This window comes from Pseudomonas sp. G5001 (genome assembly GCF_013385475.1).
GTDB lineage: Bacteria > Pseudomonadota > Gammaproteobacteria > Pseudomonadales > Pseudomonadaceae > Aquipseudomonas.
Genome location: NZ_JACAPZ010000016.1, coordinates 48,701 through 67,655, shown reverse-complemented (window position 1 = coordinate 67,655; position 18,955 = coordinate 48,701). Strand labels below are relative to the sequence as shown.

21 protein-coding genes are annotated in these 18,955 nt (G+C 61.5%); 11 read left to right on the top strand and 10 right to left on the bottom strand.

The window, feature by feature from the left end; translation table 11 throughout:
* Positions 1-104: 104 nt before the first annotated feature.
* On the top strand, positions 105-1,259 hold the full coding sequence (locus HX805_RS14495) for an MFS transporter (protein WP_177116978.1): 1,155 nt from the start codon (positions 105-107) through the stop codon (positions 1,257-1,259).
* Between the two features lie 4 nt (positions 1,260-1,263).
* Here HX805_RS14495 and nhaR read toward each other — a convergent pair whose 3' ends face one another.
* Positions 1,264-2,166 carry a transcriptional activator NhaR gene (gene nhaR / locus HX805_RS14490; RefSeq protein ID WP_003211241.1) on the bottom strand — a complete coding sequence of 301 codons (903 nt, stop codon included), beginning with the start codon at positions 2,164-2,166 and terminating at the stop codon, positions 1,264-1,266.
* A 134-nt stretch (positions 2,167-2,300) separates the two neighbouring features.
* Between nhaR and HX805_RS14485 the strand changes: the two genes are divergently transcribed.
* From HX805_RS14485 to mnmH, 4 genes are all read left to right on the top strand, one after another.
* A complete protein-coding gene (locus HX805_RS14485; protein ID WP_177028778.1) occupies positions 2,301-2,564 on the top strand; it encodes a hypothetical protein in 264 nt (87 codons plus the stop codon).
* Between the two features lie 28 nt (positions 2,565-2,592).
* Positions 2,593-3,339: a TerC family protein gene (locus HX805_RS14480; protein WP_003211245.1), complete on the top strand. Its 747-nt coding sequence runs from the start codon at positions 2,593-2,595 to the stop codon at positions 3,337-3,339.
* A gap of 84 nt (positions 3,340-3,423) precedes the next feature.
* Positions 3,424-4,458, top strand: coding sequence for a selenide, water dikinase SelD (gene selD, locus HX805_RS14475; RefSeq protein WP_003211248.1), 1,035 nt, complete (start codon positions 3,424-3,426; stop codon positions 4,456-4,458).
* Positions 4,458-5,561 (top strand): tRNA 2-selenouridine(34) synthase MnmH, encoded by a 1,104-nt coding sequence (mnmH, locus tag HX805_RS14470; protein ID WP_177067207.1) that lies wholly within the window; start codon positions 4,458-4,460, stop codon positions 5,559-5,561. The genes selD and mnmH overlap by 1 nt, the downstream gene beginning before the upstream one ends.
* A gap of 129 nt (positions 5,562-5,690) precedes the next feature.
* Here mnmH and HX805_RS14465 read toward each other — a convergent pair whose 3' ends face one another.
* On the bottom strand, positions 5,691-6,746 hold the full coding sequence (locus tag HX805_RS14465) for a permease (protein WP_003211251.1): 1,056 nt from the start codon (positions 6,744-6,746) through the stop codon (positions 5,691-5,693).
* Between the two features lie 82 nt (positions 6,747-6,828).
* Entirely contained in the window at positions 6,829-7,530 is a 702-nt protein-coding gene (locus tag HX805_RS14460; protein WP_177116977.1) for a histidine phosphatase family protein, read from the bottom strand.
* 217 nt (positions 7,531-7,747) lie between these two features.
* Between HX805_RS14460 and HX805_RS14455 the strand changes: the two genes are divergently transcribed.
* The 3 genes from HX805_RS14455 to hemB all read left to right on the top strand — a co-directional run bounded on the left by HX805_RS14455 (position 7,748) and on the right by hemB (position 10,395).
* Positions 7,748-8,446 (top strand): glutathione S-transferase N-terminal domain-containing protein, encoded by a 699-nt coding sequence (locus tag HX805_RS14455; RefSeq protein WP_008435902.1) that lies wholly within the window; start codon positions 7,748-7,750, stop codon positions 8,444-8,446.
* An 8-nt stretch (positions 8,447-8,454) separates the two neighbouring features.
* Positions 8,455-9,297, top strand: a complete 843-nt coding sequence (locus tag HX805_RS14450; protein ID WP_087694097.1) for a PhzF family phenazine biosynthesis protein — start codon at positions 8,455-8,457, stop codon at positions 9,295-9,297.
* Positions 9,298-9,420: 123 nt separating this feature from the next.
* Positions 9,421-10,395: a porphobilinogen synthase gene (gene hemB, locus HX805_RS14445; protein WP_003211635.1), complete on the top strand. Its 975-nt coding sequence runs from the start codon at positions 9,421-9,423 to the stop codon at positions 10,393-10,395.
* A gap of 124 nt (positions 10,396-10,519) precedes the next feature.
* Here the strand turns inward: hemB and HX805_RS14440 are convergent, their stop codons facing one another.
* Positions 10,520-11,134 carry a LysE family translocator gene (locus tag HX805_RS14440; protein ID WP_102369383.1) on the bottom strand — a complete coding sequence of 205 codons (615 nt, stop codon included), beginning with the start codon at positions 11,132-11,134 and terminating at the stop codon, positions 10,520-10,522.
* 146 nt (positions 11,135-11,280) lie between these two features.
* Here HX805_RS14440 and HX805_RS14435 point away from each other — a divergent pair, with 146 nt between their 5' ends.
* Both HX805_RS14435 and HX805_RS14430 read left to right on the top strand, forming a co-directional pair.
* The gene (locus HX805_RS14435; RefSeq protein ID WP_177009756.1) at positions 11,281-12,366 is read left to right on the top strand and encodes a DUF1615 domain-containing protein; all 1,086 of its coding nucleotides are present in this window, start codon (positions 11,281-11,283) and stop codon (positions 12,364-12,366) included.
* Between the two features lie 93 nt (positions 12,367-12,459).
* Complete coding sequence (locus HX805_RS14430) at positions 12,460-12,879, top strand: PaaI family thioesterase (RefSeq protein ID WP_003211628.1); 420 nt, start codon at positions 12,460-12,462, stop codon at positions 12,877-12,879.
* Between the two features lie 60 nt (positions 12,880-12,939).
* On the opposite strand, the gene HX805_RS14425 is transcribed toward HX805_RS14430, so the two are convergent.
* The 3 genes from HX805_RS14425 to HX805_RS14415 are packed head-to-tail and all read right to left on the bottom strand — an operon-like array spanning position 12,940 to position 15,522.
* Complete coding sequence (locus HX805_RS14425; protein ID WP_003211627.1) at positions 12,940-14,121, bottom strand: acetyl-CoA C-acetyltransferase; 1,182 nt, start codon at positions 14,119-14,121, stop codon at positions 12,940-12,942.
* Between the two features lie 11 nt (positions 14,122-14,132).
* The gene (locus HX805_RS14420) at positions 14,133-14,792 is read right to left on the bottom strand and encodes a CoA transferase subunit B (protein ID WP_017475483.1); all 660 of its coding nucleotides are present in this window, start codon (positions 14,790-14,792) and stop codon (positions 14,133-14,135) included.
* Positions 14,793-14,823: 31 nt separating this feature from the next.
* Positions 14,824-15,522 carry a CoA transferase subunit A gene (locus HX805_RS14415; RefSeq protein WP_008435892.1) on the bottom strand — a complete coding sequence of 233 codons (699 nt, stop codon included), beginning with the start codon at positions 15,520-15,522 and terminating at the stop codon, positions 14,824-14,826.
* A gap of 133 nt (positions 15,523-15,655) precedes the next feature.
* Between HX805_RS14415 and HX805_RS14410 the strand changes: the two genes are divergently transcribed.
* Positions 15,656-16,564, top strand: coding sequence for a LysR family transcriptional regulator (locus tag HX805_RS14410; RefSeq protein WP_032899462.1), 909 nt, complete (start codon positions 15,656-15,658; stop codon positions 16,562-16,564).
* 64 nt (positions 16,565-16,628) lie between these two features.
* Here HX805_RS14410 and HX805_RS14405 read toward each other — a convergent pair whose 3' ends face one another.
* The 3 genes from HX805_RS14405 to HX805_RS14395 all read right to left on the bottom strand — a co-directional run bounded on the left by HX805_RS14405 (position 16,629) and on the right by HX805_RS14395 (position 18,888).
* The gene (locus HX805_RS14405; RefSeq protein ID WP_003211618.1) at positions 16,629-16,958 is read right to left on the bottom strand and encodes a hypothetical protein; all 330 of its coding nucleotides are present in this window, start codon (positions 16,956-16,958) and stop codon (positions 16,629-16,631) included.
* A gap of 626 nt (positions 16,959-17,584) precedes the next feature.
* Positions 17,585-18,433 carry an NAD-dependent protein deacetylase gene (locus tag HX805_RS14400; protein WP_102369379.1) on the bottom strand — a complete coding sequence of 283 codons (849 nt, stop codon included), beginning with the start codon at positions 18,431-18,433 and terminating at the stop codon, positions 17,585-17,587.
* Between the two features lie 14 nt (positions 18,434-18,447).
* Positions 18,448-18,888: a CBS domain-containing protein gene (locus HX805_RS14395; RefSeq protein WP_003211614.1), complete on the bottom strand. Its 441-nt coding sequence runs from the start codon at positions 18,886-18,888 to the stop codon at positions 18,448-18,450.
* Positions 18,889-18,955: the final 67 nt, after the last annotated feature.

Below are 18,955 nucleotides of genomic sequence, written 5' to 3'. Positions count from 1 at the left end.
ACCACGATGGGACACATTCTGTTAACATTGCCCATCCTCTTATTTCTTCTCTATCAGCGGGCCCTCCGGGCTGTCGTTGATGTCGCTGTTTTCTGGAGTTTTTGATGTTGTTTCCGATCCTGCTGTTGTCGGCAGCCGGTTTTACCGTGCTGACCACAGAGTTCATCATCGTCGGCCTGTTGCCTTCCATCGCCCGCGACCTCGACGTGAGCGTGTCCCAGGCCGGGTTGCTGGTGACGTTGTTCGCCTTCACCGTGGCGGCGTTTGGCCCGTTCCTCACCGCATATTTCGCCCGGTTCGAGCGCAAGCGGCTGTTTATCACGATCCTGATCATGTTCGGCCTGGCCAACACTCTGGCGGCGATGGCCTCGAATATCTGGGTCATGTCCCTGGCCCGGTTGATCCCGGCGCTGGGGCTGCCGGTGTTCTGGGCCCTGGCCAGCGAGACAGCGGTGGACATTGTGGGGCCGGATTTCGCCGGCCGCGCGATTGAAAAAATCGGCTTCGGCATCGTGTGTGCCACGGTCTTCGGGATCCCGGTGGGCACGCTGATTTCCGATATGTTCGGCTGGCGCACCGCCTTTGGCATTCTTGCGGTGGTGGCGTTCGCCAAGGCCCTGCTGCTGTTTATCTACCTGCCGAAGACCCGGGCAAAGCACGACCAGGTCAGCCTGCGCTCGCAGTTCAAGATCTTGCGCAGCCCGCTGATGCAGGGCCATATCCTGCTGTCGATCCTGGTGTTCAGCGGGATGTTCACCGCCTACACCTACCTGGCAGACATTCTCGAACGCCTGGCGGGTTTTGACGGCACGGTAGTGGGCTGGTGCCTCATGGGCTTTGGCGCGGTCGGCCTGATCGGCAACTCTTTGGGCGGGCGCATGGTCGACCGTCATCCGCTGATTGCGTCGATGGTGTTCTGCGGTTTCATGATCGCCGGCATGGTGGCGCTGGTGCCCGCCATCCATTCCACGATCGGGTTGGCGGCGGCGATGGCGGTATGGGGCGTGACCCAGGCGGCATTGTTTCTGGTCAGCCATGTGCGACTGATGAAGGCCGCACCCCATGCGCCGGCGTTTGCCGCCTCGTTGAACATTGCCGGGGCCAACCTGGGGATTGGCCTGGGGGCGCTGGTGGGCGGGCACGTGATCGACACCCTGGGCCTGGGCAGCCTCGGGTTTGCCGCGGCGGGCTTTATCCTGTTGTCGATCCTGCTGGCGCTGTGGCTGATGACCGCCAAGACCCGCGCCGTCAGCGCCTGAGCCTTCAGGGCAGGGAAGTGAACAGCTCCCGTCTGGCACCTTCGGTAATCGCCACGATGCCGGGGTGCTTGACCTTGCGCTCCACCGAGATTGCATAAAACGATTCGGTCACCGCATCCGTCTGGCCGATCAGCGCCACGCCATACTGGCGCTCCACCTCGTCGGCAATCACGCTCGGCGCGATAAAAATCCCGCTGCCGGATTGGCCAAAGGCCTGCATCAACGCGCTGTCGTCAAATTCCCCGACAATCCGTGGCTGGATCTGCTGCTCGGCAAACCAGCGCAGCAAACGGCTGCGCACCACCGTCTCCGCCCCCGGAATCAACAGCGGCGCACCCTGCAGGCATTGTGGGAAATCGCCGCGATGCTGGTCAGCCAATGCCTGGGTTGCGAAAAAGCTGATGCCGCATTCCCCCAGCTTCTGGCTGTAGCCCTTGATGTCCAGGTGCGGCGGCATCGGGCTGTCGGAGATCACCAGGTCCAGGCGCTGGATCGCCAGGTCCGCCAGCAAGCGTTCGAGTTTGTCTTCACGGCAGGTGATGCGGATCGGCTCGCTCAACTCCATGGTTGGCGCAATCAGCCGATAGACGATGGACTTGGGCACCACATCCGCGACGCCAACCCGGAACAGGATCTGCTGCTCATTGGGCTGGGTGCGCAACATCGCTTCAAGCTCATTGCCCAGCTGGAACATCTGCTCGGCATAGGGCAGCGCCTGGCGCCCGGCTTCGGTCAGCTCCAGCTGGCGCCCGACCTTCTGGAACAATGCCACGCCAAAGGTCTGTTCCAGCAGGCTGATCTGCCCGCTGATGGTCTGCGGCGTGAGGTTCAGTTGCTCGCAGGCGCGCACGATGCTGCCGGTCTTGGCGACGACCCAGAAGTAGTGCAGTTGTCGGTAATTGAGCATGGCGGCCAATACTTCGTGAAAACCGAAGTATAAACGAAAAAAATACGAATTTTCCTGAAGTGTTCCCCTGCATAGAATGCGTCGCTATCGAGGGGCCACTACTTGGACCCGAAGGTTCTAACGAGGAACGCATCATGAAACTCAATTCCCTGGGCGCAACGGCGTTACTTGGGCTTTCATTAGTCATGCTCAGTGGCTGTGACCAAGCGGAAAAAAGCGCGCAACAACTGCTGGGCAAGGCCACCGAGTCGGCCAAGCAAGTGATTGACGACACCCACCAGGCCGCCGAACAGGCGTTGAGTGACGCGACCAAGGGCTTGATCGCACCGCCGCAAGGCAAGCCGGACAAGCCGGAACAGGAAGACAGCAAGGCTGAGTCCACCTCCCAAGAAACCTGATACCCGCACACAACACCAGGAATGACCTATGGAATACCTTTTACAACTGGCCGCCAGCCCGACCGCGTGGATCGCACTGGCCACCCTGATCGTCATGGAGATCGTGCTGGGGATCGATAACCTGATCTTTATCTCGATTCTCACCAACAAGTTGCCGGTGAAGCACCGGGCCAAGGCCCGCCGCATCGGCATCAGCATGGCATTGATCCTGCGTCTGGGCCTGTTGAGCACCATCGCCTTTATCGTGCAGCTGACCGAGCCGGTCATCGACATCCTGGGGCAGTCGTTCTCCTGGAAAGACATGATCCTGATCGCCGGTGGCCTGTTCCTGGTGTGGAAGGCCACCACCGAGATCCATCACAGCATGGACCCCGAGAAGGAGCATGTGGACACCGGCGCGCCGAGCGTGACCCTGGGCTTCGCCTCGGCGATTGGCCAGATCCTGCTGCTGGACATGGTGTTTTCCATCGACAGCATCATCACCGCCGTGGGCATGACCGAGCACTTGCCGATCATGATCATTGCCGTGGTGGTCTCGGTGATCGTGATGCTGGTGGCGGCCGAGCCGCTGGCCAAGTTCATCAACGACAACCCGACCATCGTGATGTTGGCCCTGGGCTTCCTCATCATGATCGGTATGACGCTGATCGCCGAAGGTTTCGGCGCCCATGTGCCAAAAGGCTATGTGTATGCGGCCATGGCGTTCTCGGCGGCTATCGAATGCCTGAACATGATGCGACGCAACCGGCATAAACGGCTTGCTGCCAAACACTAAGGGCTGAACATAAGGGCCGACTGCATGCAGTCGGCCTTTTGCTGTCTGCTAGAATCCGCCCACTTGACGCCTTGAGGGATACCCATGAACGAGCCGATTCGCCTGACCCAATACAGCCACGGTGCTGGTTGCGGTTGCAAGATCTCACCTCAGGTACTGGAAGTGATCCTCGCCGGCAGTGGCGCACAGAACCTCGACCCCAAGCTCTGGGTAGGCAACGCTTCGCGCGATGACGCGGCGGTGTACGCCATCGACGAGGAGCGCGGCGTGGTGTCCACCACCGACTTTTTCATGCCGATCGTCGATGACCCCTTCGACTTCGGCCGCATTGCCGCCACCAATGCCATCAGCGATATCTATGCGATGGGCGGCGATCCGTTGATGGCCATCGCGATTCTCGGCTGGCCGGTCAACGTGCTGGCTCCGGAGATTGCCCGGGAAGTGATTCGCGGCGGCCGTTCCGTGTGTGACGCTGCCGGGATTCCCCTGGCCGGCGGCCACTCCATCGACGCCCCGGAGCCGATCTTCGGCCTGGCCGTCACCGGGCTGGTGGAAAAGCGCCACATGAAGCGCAACGACACCGCCACCGCCGGTTGCCAACTGTACCTGACCAAACCCCTGGGCATCGGCATCCTCACCACGGCCGAGAAGAAGGGCAAGCTGCGCGAGGCCGACGTGGGCCTGGCCCGTGACTGGATGTGCACCCTCAACAAACCCGGCAGCCGTTTTGGCAAGCTGGCCGGTGTCACGGCCATGACCGACGTCACCGGTTTCGGCCTGTTGGGCCACCTGGTGGAAATGGCCGACGGCAGCCAATTAACTGCCCGCATCGAATACGAAAAAGTCCCACGCCTGCCCGGGGTTGAGTACTACCTGGAGCAGGGCTGCGTCCCCGGCGGCACCTTGCGCAATTTCGACAGCTACGCCAGCAAGCTGGGGCGCCTGAACGAACTGCACAAGCGCGTGCTGTGCGACCCGCAAACCAGCGGCGGGCTGCTGGTGGCGGTCACCCCCGAAGGCAATGCCGAATTCCTCGCCGTGGCGGCGGAGCTGGGCCTGAACCTTGAGCCGATCGGCGAACTGGTTGAGCGACAGACCAACGCGGTAGAGGTGTTCTGATGCCCATCGACATCACCGATTACCGCGATATCTTTCTCAACGACCGGCCGATGATGGATACCCGCGCGCCGATCGAGTTCATCAAGGGCGCGTTTCCCGGGGTGGTCAACCTGCCGTTGATGACCGACGACGAGCGCGAACGGGTGGGCACCTGTTACAAGCAGCAAGGCCAGCAGGCGGCCATTGTTCTCGGGCACGAACTGGTGTCCGGGGCGATCAAGGCCGAACGTATCGAACACTGGGCGCGTTTTGCCCAGGCCAATCCGGATGGTCTGCTGTACTGCTTTCGCGGCGGGATGCGTTCGCAGATTGCCCAGCAATGGTTGAAAACCGAGGCGGGTATCGACTATCCGCGAGTGGGCGGTGGCTACAAGGCCATGCGGACTTTCCTGCTCGACACGGTTGAAAGCGCCACTGCGCAATGCGACTTCGTACTGTTGGGCGGCATGACCGGTACCGGCAAGACCGAAGTGCTCGGCCAGTTGAACAACGCCCTGGACCTGGAAGGCCACGCCAACCATCGCGGTTCCAGCTTCGGCAAACGCGCCACGGCGCAACCTTCCAACATCGACTTCGAAAACCGCCTGGCGGTGGACCTGCTGAAAAAGCGCGCCGCCGGTATCGAGCAGTTTGTGGTCGAGGATGAGAGCCGCATGATCGGCAGCTGCGCGCTGCCGTTGCCCTTGCACAAAGGCATGCAGGGCTTCCCGATGGTCTGGCTGGAAGACAGCGTTGAAGGCCGGGTGGAGCGCATCCTGAAGGATTATGTGGTGGATCTTTGCGCCGAGTTTGTCGCGGTGTTTGGCGACACTGGCCAGGAACTGTTTGCCGAGCGCCTGACCCAGAGCCTGGGCAATATCCACAAGCGCCTGGGCGGCGAGCGGTTTGCGCGGTTGCACGCGATCATGCAGGAAGCATTGGCAGAACAAGCCAGCAGCGGCGCGGTGGATTTGCACCGCGGCTGGATTGAAGGGCTGTTGCGTGAGTACTACGACCCGATGTATGCGTTCCAGCGGGAAAGCAAAGGCGCACGCATCGAGTTTGCGGGAGAGCAAGCGGCGGTGGTGGAGTATTTCCGGGACAGGCTCGCTCGGCGTACGTGATTGATTGAGTTGGCCGGCCCTTTCGCGAGCAAGCCCGCTCCCACATTCGACCGCGTTTATCCTGTAGGAATGCGGTCGAATGTGGGAGCGGGCTTGCTCGCGAAAGAGGCCCTCGAGTTCACTCGATCACTACAGGATAAACGCCCCGATCAGCCCACACACCACCCCCATCAGCATCGTCAGCCCGGCCACGGTCACCAGTACCCGCGCATCGAAATCCTTGCGCAGCATCAGCAGCGACGGCAGGCTCACGCTCGGCAGGGTCATCAGCAAGGCCACGGCCGGGCCGGTGCCCATGCCGAGGGTCATCATGGTCTGCACGATGGGGATTTCGGCGGCGGTCGGGATCACGAACAACGTGCCGACAATCGCCAGAGGCACCAGCCACACCAGGCTGTTGGCCATGGCGCCGTCAACGTGGGGAAACAGCCAGACCCGCGCCGCGCCAAGGATCAGCACCGCCAGGATGTACACCGGAATCGTGCTCCAGAACAGCTGCCACAGGGTGCGCAGCCAGCGGGTCAGGAAAGGTTCGGTTTCGGCATGGCTGGCCTGGGCCACGGCGTCGAGCGCGGCTTCCGGTACCTGCTCCGGCCGCGCGATGCGTTGCGCCACCAGCGAAACACCCACCACCAGCACGATCCCGGCCACCAACCGCAGCGCGGTAAAGCCCCAGCCCAGCACAAAGCCCATGAACACCAGTGTCGCCGGGTTCAGCACCGGGTTGGCAATCCAGAACGCCAGCGCCGCGCCGACCGAGACTTTCTGCCGACGCATACCGGCCGCCACCGGAGCGGCGCAGCAACTGCACATCATCCCCGGCAGGGCGAACAGCCCGCCACGCAGGGTAGATCCCAGCCCGGCACGGCCAAACAGGCGCAGCAGCCAGTCCCGTGGGATCAGCACTTGCAGCAATGAGCCGAGAATGACCGCCAGCACCGCAGCCTTCCAGATCGCCAGGAAATACACCTGGGCATAGGCCAGCGCGGCGGCCAGTGGCGCGCTTTGCTGGTCGTTGAGAATCGAGGCGCCGATGCTGTGGTTGTCTGCCGCGATAAACGCCTTGGCGTAGTAGGGCGACCATTTCACGTAGTAGAGGCCGACGCAGGCCACCAGCAGGAACAGCGCTGGTTTCCACCAGAAGGACCAGCCCCGGGCAGGCTGGGTGGAGGAGAGGTTGGACATGTAGATGATCCGCAGGTGAGTCAATAGCGCAACATCATACGCTGTACAAGGCCGCCTCCGAAGCACTGTGGCGAGGGAGCGGTCAGATATCGGCGCTGACTTGCGTTGCGTCCGGGCAAGTCTGCTGGCCATTGTCCAGGCCTTGCTTGTAGTTGCGGCTGAGCAGCGAGGCCTTGCCGTTGTGCCAGGTCAGGGTCAACACATACAAGCTATCGAAATCGCTGCCGGACCAATCGTCGGTAATCACATGTTTTTCACCGACGGCCTCGCTTGCCACCTTGTTGATCAAGTCCGGCAGATACCCATGGGACCAGGCAGTGTAGATGACGGCGTTGTGGTATTTGTCTTCCACCAGTTCGTCAGCGAGGGCGCTGGTGTCATTGGCCGAGAACTTGATGTTGACCGGCAACCCGAGCTTGATCGCGCTGGGGCTGATGGTCATCAACGGGCGGATGTAGCTGTAGGAGTTGTCTTTCTCGCCTTCCTCGACATTGCGGGTCGGGTTGGGTGCGAACACGTAGTTGGCGTTGCCGAATTTTTCCGGCAGCACGGTGGCCAGGTTCATCGCACGGTTAAGCCCCTGGCAGTTGAGTTGGCCGAGGCCCCCGGCAGGTTTCTCCCCATGGCGCAGGAACACCAGGGTTTGCACGCCGTCGACCGGCTGGGCGCGGCTGATCCGCGATTCCAGGCTAAGGCCGACCGCGGCGCTCACCAGCAATACCGGCAGCAGGATGTAAGAGTAGCGTTTGAAGCGTTTCGCAAGGCACAGAGGCTTGATGGTCATGATGGTTCTAAGTCTCGGTGCAGGGATTCAGGGCAAGCAAGCCCAGCCATCGGGCGCTCTTTAAGAGTTCCCCAAGGCAGTTTGGTTCGTTTCGCGGGGGAGATGGGGCGGCATCCTTGCCGTGTGCAGGAGATTAACCCGCCGATGTTGCTGAATTAAGACGGATGCACGATAGGCACTGAACCACTACTCTCCTACTTTTATCAGGAGTCCCATGATGAACTCACTTTCAGACTTCCCCATCACCGCCAAATGGCCTGCCCGGCATCCCGAGCGTCTGCAGCTGTATTCGTTGCCCACGCCCAACGGGGTCAAGGTGTCGATCATGCTCGAGGAAATCGGCCTGCCCTACGAGGCGCACAAGGTCAGTTTCGAGACCCAGGACCAGCTTTCCAGCGAGTTCCTGTCGCTGAACCCCAACAACAAGATTCCGGCGATCATCGACCCCAATGGCCCGAGCGGCCAGGCGCTGGGGCTGTTCGAGTCGGGCGCGATCCTGATCTACCTCGCCGAGAAGAGCGGTGAATTGCTTCCCGAAGACCCGGCGATGCGTTACGAGACGATCCAGTGGCTGATGTTCCAGATGGCCGGTATCGGACCGATGTTCGGCCAGGTGGGGTTCTTCAACAAATTCGCCGGCGCGGCCTATGAAGACAAGCGCCCGCGCGATCGCTACGTCGCCGAGTCGCGCCGCTTGCTGGAGGTGCTGGAAAAGCGCCTGTTGGGCCGCACCTGGATCATGGGTGACGAGTACAGCATCGCCGATATCGCCACCTTCCCGTGGGTTCGCAACCTGATCGGCTTCTATGAGTCTGGCGACCTGGTGGGTATTACCGACTTCCCGAACGTACTGCGGGCCCTGGACGGGTTCGTCGCCCGGCCGGCGGTGATCCGTGGCTTGAACATCCCAGCATAAGGACCGGCATGGCTTCTTTCGACTTCAAACAACTGGACGTTTTCAGCAGCGTGGCCGTCAAGGGCAACCCGTTGGCCGTGGTGCTGGGCGCCGACAGCCTGAGCGACCAGCAGATGGCGGATTTCGCCAACTGGACCAACCTCAGCGAAACCACCTTCCTGCTCAAGCCCCGTGATCCACGAGCGGACTACCGCGTAAGGATCTTCACGACCCTCAAGGAATTGCCGTTTGCCGGCCATCCGACCCTGGGCAGTTGCCATGCCTGGTTGCTGGCCGGTGGCCAACCCGCTGGGGAGGAGATCATCCAGGAGTGTGAGATCGGCCTGGTGCGCATCCGCCGCCAGGGCGATGAACTGGCGTTTATCGCGCCACCGTTGCTGCGTTCCGGCCCGCTGGAAGCTGAATTGGTCGAGCGCGTGCGTCGGGCCCTGGACCTTGAGCCCGGTGCGATTTTGCGCAGCCAGTGGGTGGATAACGGCGCGGGCTGGCTGGCGGTGATGCTGGCGGATCGCGAGCAGGTACTGGCACTGCGGCCTGACTATTCGCAGTTGCAGGGCTTGGCCCTGGGCGTGATCGCCCCGTGGAACCCCGAGCGGGATGGCGATGAGGCGCAGTTTGAGGTGCGGGCCTTTATTGCCGGCGACGGCGCTCCGGAAGATCCGGCCACCGGCAGCCTGAACGCCGGTGTCGCCCAGTGGTTGCTGGGCGAGGGTTTGGCGCCCAGTTGCTATGTGGTCAGCCAGGGCACCGCCATGGGCCGCGCCGGGCGAATCCGCGTTGAACACAGCGGCGAGGAAATCTGGGTCGGCGGCGCGGTTGCCGTTTGCATTGAAGGCCGTCTACAGCTGTAGATCAATGCAATTGTTACCAAGCCTGCAATAAACTGTTCCGCACTTGGCGTTTGTGCTCTGCGGTGCACGAGGCATAAGCTTTCGCCCCAAAGATTTTTGGCCTGCCTTTTTTCAGGAGCATCAATGTCCAGCCAATTCCCCGAAGCCCGTCCACGCCGCCTGCGCCGCTCCCCGGAGTTGCGTGGCCTGTTCCAGGAAAGCGAATTCACCCTCAATGACCTGGTGCTGCCGATCTTCGTTGAAGAAGAAATCGACGACTTCGTGCCGATCACCAGCATGCCCGGGGTGCAGCGCATTCCCGAGTCGAAGCTGGCCGGCGAGATCGAACGCTATGCGAAAGCCGGGATCAAGTCGGTGATGACCTTCGGCGTATCCCACCACCTGGACGCCTCAGGCAGTGACACCTGGCAAGAGCGTGGCCTGGTGTCGCGCATGTCCTCGATCATCAAGGATGCGGTGCCGGAAATGATCGTGATGTCCGACACCTGCTTCTGCGAGTACACCGACCACGGCCATTGCGGCGTGATGCACGGCGCCGAAGTCGACAACGACCGCACCCTGGTCAACCTTGGCAAGCAAGCTGTGGCTGCCGCTCGTGCCGGTGCCGATGTGATCGCGCCGTCTGCCGCGATGGACGGGCAGGTCCAGGCCATTCGCCGGGCCCTGGATGAAGCAGGCTTCAGCCATATCCCGATCATGGCCTATTCCACCAAGTTCGCCTCGGCGCTCTACGGCCCGTTCCGCGAAGCCGGCGGCAGCGCGCTGAAGGGCGATCGCAAGAGCTACCAGATGAATCCGATGAACCGCCGCGAAGCGGTGCGCGAATCGTTGCTGGATGAGCAAGAAGGTGCGGACGCGCTGATGGTCAAGCCGGCCGGCGCGTACCTGGACATCATCCGCGACATCCGCGAAGCCTCGCGTTTGCCGGTGGCGGCGTATCAGGTCAGCGGCGAGTACGCGATGATCAAGTTCGGCGCCCAGGCGGGCGCGATCGACGAAGCCCGCGTAGTGCGGGAAACCCTGGGCTCGATCAAGCGCGCCGGTGCGGACTTGATCTTCACCTACTTCGCGATGGACCTGGCACTCGCCGGGATCTAAGTAACCTGTGGCGAGGGAGCTTGCTCCCGCTGGGGCGCGCAGCGGCCCTGAAAATGGGCCTGCTGCGCAGTCCAGCGGGAGCAAGCTCCCTCGCCACAGAAGGCTGTTCGCGGCTGCTTGCAACTTAGCGCTGGGCAAACGCCAGGTTCAGCCCCAACCCCGCAAACGCCGCTGCAAAACTGCGGCGCAGCCAGTTCTGTACACGTGGCGATTCGATCACCGCGCGGCGGAACACATTGGCCAGCAGGCCATAAATCACAAACACCGCAAACGTCATCGCCATGAATACACTGCTCAGCAACAGCATTTGCAGGGCCGGTGCGCCCGCGCCCGGGGTGACGAATTGCGGCAGGAACGCCAGGAAGAAAATCGTCAGCTTGGGGTTCAGAATATTCAGCAACAGGCCTCGCACCATCAGGCTGTGGGCGCTGGAAATCGTCGGTGCGTCGTTCATGGCAAAGGCCGAGCGGTCCCGCCAGGTGGCATAGGCGAGGTACAGCAAGTAGGCGGCCCCGGCATACTTGAGGGCTTCGAACGCCAGGGCGCTGGTATGCAGCAGGGCGGACAGCCCAAGCACGGAGGCCAACAAGTGCGGAACGATCCCGGCGGTGCAGCCCAGCGCGGCGAACACACTGGCGCGCTTGCCGGCGGTCAGTCCGGTGGACACGGTGAAGATCACGCCGGTGCCGGGAATGAGCACGACGATCAGGCAGGTGATCAGGAAGTTCAGGCTAAGCATGGCATTCAAACTCCTTGTAGGAACGACGGGTGCCTGATCCTTTCACGTCCTGGTTTTTTTGGCGAGAGCAGCAGGTCGGCGAACCCCGGTTAGACTTACCGGTCGATATCTGCCAAGACTGGCCCATTGTCGCCCAAGGAAGCCCCATGCGTTCATCTCGCCTCATCCTGTGCCTTACCACCTTATTGGTACTGGCCGGCTGCTCCAGCCAGCGCACCCAGCAACTGCCGGAGCGCAGCGAAGCCGAGGTGAAAGCGCAGATCGTGCGGCTGATGCCGGCCAGCGTGCCGGATCGTGGCGGCTGGGCCCAGGACATCTACACCGCCTTCAACACGCAGAAAATCTACCCCGGTACGGAGAACATCTGCGCGGTATTGGCCGTGACCGAGCAGGAGTCCACCTATCAGGTCGACCCGCCGGTCCCGAACATGGGCAAGATCGCCCAGGACGAGATCCTGCGGCGCGCCGCTAAAGTCCATGTGCCGGCGGTATTGGTGCGCACGGCACTGCAACTGCGCTCGCCCACCGGCAAGTCCTACGCCGAGCGCTTGAACGCTGCGCGCACCGAGCGGGATTTGAGTGGAATCTTTGACGACTTCATCAGTGTCGTGCCCTTGGGCAATACGCTGTTTGGCGGCTTCAACCCGGTGCATACCGCAGGCCCGATGCAGGTCAGCATCGACTTCGCACAGAAGCAGGCCCGGGATTATCCCTACACCGTGGATGGCAGCATCCGCCGGGAAGTGTTTACTCGCCGAGGCGGCATGTACTTTGGTATCACCCATTTGCTGGGTTACCCGGTGCACTACGACCAGATGCTGTACCGCTTCGCCGATTTCAATGCCGGTTGGTACGCCAGCCGCAACGCCGCATTCCAGGCAGCGGTCAGCCGAGTCTCGGGCGCCAATCTGGCGTTGGATGGCGACCTGATCAACTACGGCTCGTTCCTGCCGGGCACCACCGAGCTGGCAGTGCGCTCACTGGGCAAGGCGCTGGACATGCGCAACCCGAGCATCCGCAGCCAGCTGGAGCAGGGCGAGCGCCTGGATTTTGAAGACACTACCCTGTACCAGCGGGTGTTCGCCCTGGCCGACAAGGCCGCCGGCAAACCGGTGCCGCGGGCGATCCTGCCGGGCATCGTGCTGAAAAGCCCGAAGATCACCCGCAACCTCACCACGGCCTGGTTTGCCAAGCGCGTGGATGAGCGTTATCAGCGCTGCATGAAGCGTTAGGCTTATCACCGGGGATTTACCGGGCTGATGTTGATGGTCCGGATGGCTGCGGTGGGATACACCTCCAGCCTTGTCCCCAAGGAAGAACCTGACATGACTGCCCATGCCATCCCCGAAGGCTTTACTCCACTGCGTCGTAGCAGCCCACTCCTGGACCTGCTTGGCCCGGTGTATAGCCGAGGTGAAGGCTTGCAGCTGGAAATCGGCCTGCGCGCCGACAACCGCCACGCCAACGGACGCGGCACCGTGCACGGTGGCGTGCTGGCCACCCTGGCGGATGTGGGCATGGGCTACGCCATGGCGTTTTCCAGCGAGCCGCCGCTGCCGTTGATCACGGCGAGCATGACCCTGGACTATCTCGGCGCGGTGCAGGTAGGGGAGTGGGTCGAGGTGCGTCTGGAGCATCACAAGCGCGGGCGGCAGATGGCGTTTGCCACGGTCAGCGTGCAGGTCGGGGAGAAGGTGGTGGTGCGGGCAAATGCGGTGTTTGCGGTGCCCCAGGCGCGGGACTGACCGATAAAGAAAAGGCCCGGTTTTCGTGGAACCGGGCCTTTTCCATGTTGCTCTTTGAAATCAGCTGCGTTCAAGGGCCAGGGCTACACCTTGCCCGCCACCGATGCACAGGGTGGCCAGGCCTTTCTTGGCGTCACGCTTGATCATTTCATGCAGCAGGGTCACCAGCACACGGCAGCCTGACGCGCCAATCGGGTGGCCGATGGCAATCGCGCCGCCGTTGACGTTGACCTTGGCCGCGTCCCATTCCAGCTCTTTGCCCACCGCCAGTGACTGCGCGGCAAAGGCTTCGTTGGCTTCGATCAGGTCCAGGTCGCCCAGGCTCCAGCCGGCCTTGTCCAGGCAGCGGCGGGTGGCCGATACCGGGCCAATGCCCATGATCGCGGGATCGACGCCGGCGTTGGCGTAGCTGGCGATTCGGGCCAGCACTGGCAAGCCGAGCGCCTTGGCTTTGTCCGCGCTCATCAGCAGCACGGCAGCCGCGCCGTCGTTGAGGCTGGATGCGTTGCCGGCGGTGACGGTGCCGTCTTTCTTGAAGGCCGGCTTGAGCTTGGCCAGGGATTCGGCGGTGGTGCCCGCCCGTGGCTGTTCGTCCACGGCGAAGGCCACCGGGTCGCCCTTGCGCTGGGGAATCAGGATCGGCGTGATCTCATCGCTGAAACGCCCGGCTTCAATGGCCGCTGTGGCTTTTTGCTGGGAGGCGGCGGCGAAGGCGTCCTGGGCTTCACGGCTGATGCCGTACTTGTCCACCAGGTTCTCGGCGGTGATGCCCATGTGGTAGTCGTTGAACGCATCCCACAGACCGTCTGTGATCATGCTGTCGATCATCTTCGCATGGCCCATGCGCAGGCCGGTGCGGGCGGCCGGCAATACGTACGGGGCCAGGCTCATGTTCTCCATGCCGCCGGCGATGATTACCTCGGCATCGCCGCAACGGATCGCTTGTGCGCCCAGGTGCAGGGCCTTGAGCCCCGAGCCGCAGACCTTGTTCAGGGTCAGCGCCGGCACGGCGTGGGGCAGGCCGGCGAGGATCGAGGCCTGGCGGGCCGGGTTCTGGCCGCTGCCGGCGGTGAGCACCTGGCCAAGGATCACTTCATCCACGAGTGCCGGGTCGATGCCGGTCTGCTCCAGCAGGCGACGAATCACCGCAGCCCCCAGCTCCGGGGCCGGGATGCTTGCCAGCGAACCTTGGAAGCTGCCCACGGCGGTGCGGGTGGCAGCAACAATCACGACGTCTTGCATGGAATCTGTCCTCACTGGAAGTGCATTTCTGGAACGTGGTCCGGGACGATCAGTTTACCGGCTGTCTTGCTGACGATCTCTTCAACACTGACGCCAGGTGCGCGTTCCTTGAGGACAAAAGCGCCATTTTCGATTTCCAGGTAGGCCAGGTCCGTCAGCACGCGCTTGATGCAGTTGGCGCCGGTCAGCGGCAGGCTGCAGCGGCTGAGCAACTTGGATTCACCGTCCTTGGACGCGTGGGTCATGATCACGATGATGTTCTCGGCACCGGCCACCAGGTCCATCGCGCCGCCCATGCCCTTGACCAGCTTGCCGGGGATCATCCACGAGGCGATGTTGCCTTGTACATCGACCTCAAACGCGCCGAGCACGGTCAGGTCGACGTGGCCGCCGCGAATCATCGCGAAGGATTCGGCCGAGGAGAAGATCGACGCGCCAATGCGCGCGGTGACGGTCTGTTTGCCGGCGTTGATCATGTCGGCATCGATGGTTTCTTCAGTAGGAAACGGACCCATGCCCAGCAGGCCGTTTTCCGACTGCAGCATGACCTCCATGCCTTCTGGGATGTAGTTGGCCACCAGGGTCGGAATGCCGATGCCGAGGTTGACGTAGAAACCGTCCTGCATTTCGCGGGCGACGCGTTGAGCCATTTGTTCGCGGGTAAGAGCCATTTTTTGTCTCCTTATTATCTGGGCTGGTGGATTATTTGCGGAGGGTGCGCTGTTCGATGCGCTTCTCGAAGGTGCCGCAAATGATCCGGTCGACGTAGATCCCTGGGGTATGGATATGCGCCGGGTCCAGCTCGCCCGGTTCGACGATTTCTTCGACTTCGACCACGGTGATCCTGCCGGCGGTGGCGGCCAGCGGGTTGAAGTTCTGGGCGGTGTGGCGATAGATCACATTGCCGAAGTGGTCGGCTTTCCAGCCTTTGACGATGGCGAAGTCGCCGGTGATGGATTCTTCCATCAGGTACGGGCGACCGTTGAACTCGCGGGTTTCCTTGCCTTCAGCGACTGGCGTGCCGACGCCGGTGGCGGTGAAGAAGGCCGGGATGCCGGCACCGCCTGCGCGCAGTTTTTCGGCGAGGGTGCCTTGGGGCGTCAGGACCACTTCGATTTCGCCGCTGAGCAGTTGCTTCTCGAACAGCGCGTTTTCACCGACGTAGGACGCGAAGACCTTGCTGATCTGCTTGCCTTCCAGCAGCAGGCCCAGGCCGAAGCCGTCGACGCCGCAGTTGTTGGAGACCACGGTCAGGTTGCGGGTGCCCTTGCGCTTGATTTCGGCAATGAGGTTTTCCGGGATGCCGCACAGGCCAAAACCACCGGCAAGAACCGTCATGCCATCTTCCAGGCCTGCCAGCGCCTCTTCATAGGACGCTACGCGTTTATCAAAACCTGCCATATGCACCTCTTTTATTGTTTGTGGGCCAGCCATATGAACCGAGTGTTGCGCCGACGGATTGATTTGTTAAGTTGTTTTTTAAGGTTGATTGATTTAAAAAACAGCATAGTCCTCAGCCATCGAGAGAAGCTTCATGACAGTTAAACAGATGCGCGCCTTTCTTGCCGTAGCCCAGACCTTGAGCTTTGCGGCTGCCTGTGAGCGTTTGCATCTTTCCCAGTCGGCCTTGAGCCTGACCATCAAAGGCCTGGAAGAAGGCCTGGGCGGGCGCCTGTTCAGCCGCAATACGCGCAATGTCGCGCTGACCCCTGAAGGCGAATCCCTGCTGCCCCTGGCCCGGCGCCTGATCGCCGACTGGGACAACGCCGAGGATGAGTTGCGCCAGCGTTTCACCCTGCAGCGCGGGCGGGTAACGGTGGCGGCGATGCCGTCGTTTGCCGGAAACCTGCTGCCACCGATCCTGAAGATTTTTCGCGCGCGCTATCCCCAGGTCAACGTAACGGTGAATGACGTGATCAACGAGCAGGTGCTGGAAATGGTCCGCGATCGCCAAGTGGAGTTGGGCGTGGCGTTTGAACCGTCGGAAAGCTCATCGCTGGTGTTCACCCCGCTGTATGTGGACCGCTTTGTGGCGGTGGTGCCCGGTGACTCGCCATTGGCACGCCGCTCCGATATCGCCTGGCACACCCTGCTGGAACAACCCTTCATCACCTTGCAGCGCCCGTCCACGGTACGAGTGATGCTTGAAGAACACCTGAAGGTGCTGGACCTGAAGCTGCCCGTAGCCCTGGAGAGCCATCAACTGGCGACGGTGGGCAAGATGGTTGCCAGTGGCTTGGGCGTGAGTGCAGTGCCGGCGTTGTGTGCACGCCAAATGCAGGAAGCAGGCGCCCATTGCATCACCTTGAGCGATCCGGTGATCGAACGGCCGATTGGTGTACTGACCAAGCCCGGCCACGAACTTTCAGCGGCGGCCCAGGCCATGTTTGATATTTTTTGCGATGAAGCGGGGAAGGGGCGTTTTCCGGCGTTGTTGCGATAACCGTCGACCATAAAAAAGCCTGCTCGTTTTAAGCGAGCAGGCTTAAGTGATAAGTGCGTAGTTATCAGCAGTATCTGTCGATCACCTTAACTTGCGAATGGCCTTTAAGGTTCTGCCACTCGGTATTAAGTGTATGGAAGACCTGCTCGATAAAGTTGCGATCGGCGGCGGCTTTCTTGCCGACATAACCCTGGCCGCGGCGGTACATCTTCAGGCGCGCTGCCAGTTCACGGTTATTCCTGTCGAACTCTTCTTCCACGGTGTGGGGCGCCAGGCAGTCAATATGGACCTGGCCCGATTTACCAATCCAGAGGATATGGTCGTCGAGCGTGTCTTTCTGCGCTGCGAACATCTCAGCCAATTCATCGATAGTTGGTTGGTTGTTCAGATTCATGTGTAAGCCCCTTGACCAGTTGGCGATCTCTAGTTGATCCGTTAAAACTACTAAGTTGTCTCCGGCTCAGAAAACCGGGCGTCAGCGACTGTCTGCCGAATACGGGCAGGGTCTTGAACCGATGCATGTAGTCTTGCTGATGACCTGCTACGCAATGGTTTCATAACGAAGACAAGCAGCGTTTGAGCTACTTGTACCGATCCTTTCGGGCCGGTCAGCTTCATCAATCTGCCTTGTGGGCAGTGCACATCCGGAAAAAACAGCTCGGCGGTCAGACGAGCTTGTTCAAAACGCGTGTTACCAACGCTCCCGATCCGGGAGACGCTTGAATCATGCAATTACAAAACGGTTACGTCAACGATTATGTAGTGATTATTTTTGAGCACTACATAAATCCGTGCAGGGCGGGGGTGTGAGCGGAAAACGTGACTTGGGCGTCACTTTTCGTGCGGGCAGGTCGCGGGATCCGGGGGCTTTTTGTGGCGAGGGAGCTTGCTCCCGCTGGGGTGCGAAGCGCCCCCACCAGGCTGACTGCGGTTCTGCAGGAATCATTCGGTTGTCGGTTTTGGGGCCGCTGCGCAGCCCAGCGGGAGCAAGCTCCCTCGCCACAGAAAAGCAGGATTGGGCTATCCCAGGCGTTCTGCCAGCAACGGCAACAAGCGTTCGCAGGAGGCTTCGATCTTGAGTTGCAGCAACTCATCGCCCCGTGTCTTGCCCAGATTGATGGCAATCACGGGCTTGCCTTGCTCGACCATCGCCTTGCACAACCGAAACGCTGAATACGCCATCAGCGACGAACCCACCACCAGCAATCCTTCTGCGTCATCCACCGCCGCCATCGCCTTGGCTGCCGTGCCCTGGGCGACGTTCTCACCGAAAAACACCACATCCGGCTTCAACCGTTGCCCACCGCAATGGGGGCAGCGGGGCACCTGAAAACGTCCTTCAAAGGCCGGGTCCAGCAGGGTGTCACCGTCGGGGGCTTGAACGGCATCCACACCCGCCAGGTACGGATTCTCCGCTTCCATTTGGCGCTGGATCAGGTCCCGTTCGCTGGTCTGCTGGCAATCCAGACATAGCACCCGGTGAAGGCTGCCGTGGAGTTCGATCACATCATGGCTGCCAGCCTGGTCGTGCAGGGTGTCGACGTTCTGGGTGATCAGCCCGGCAATGCGCTGGCGCTGCTGCAGGGTGGCCAACGCGATATGCGCCGCGTTCGGCTGCGCGACACGCACCCTCGGCCAGCCGAGCATCGCCCGCGCCCAGTAGCGGCGGCGCGCCTGCGGGGTTGCCAGGAACTCCTGGTACATCATCGGTGCCTTGCCCCGGCGCACGCCTTCGCTGTCGCGATAATCGGGAATCCCCGAAGAGGTGCTGATACCCGCACCGGTCAGCACCAGGAAGCGCCGTTCGGCCATGGCCCGGTGCAGGTTGTCGAGCTGGTTATCGACTTGATGTTGCAGGGTATCGAGCATGGGTTCCCCAATGATTATTCGCCGCGAATGTACTGCTCCAGCTGTTTGATCAGGTCGGCCTGTTCGGCAATCGCTTCCTTGACCAGGTCGCCGATGGACAGCAAGCCAAGCAACTCGCCGTTCTCCACCACAGGCAGGTGCCGCAGATGTCGGTCGGTCATGATCGTCATGCACGTCTCGACAGTCTGGTGAGTGTCGACGGTGATCACCGGTGAATTCATGATCTCGTGGGCTTTGGTCGTCACCGAAGACAATCCATGGAGGATAACCTTACGGGCATAGTCTCGTTCACTGATGATGCCCACCACCTTGCCGTCCTGGAGCACTGGCAAGGCCCCGACGTTTTTCGAAGCCATCACGATCAAGGCCTCAAATACCGTATGGTCGTGGGGGATGGTGTGGACTTGATGGTTATGCTGGTCTTTGGACTTCAGCACTTGGGCAACGGTTTTCATGGAGGCCACTCCGGTGTTGTTATTGTTGGGAGGTTAGCAGGCCCTACAGCATCTTGGATGGCCTGCA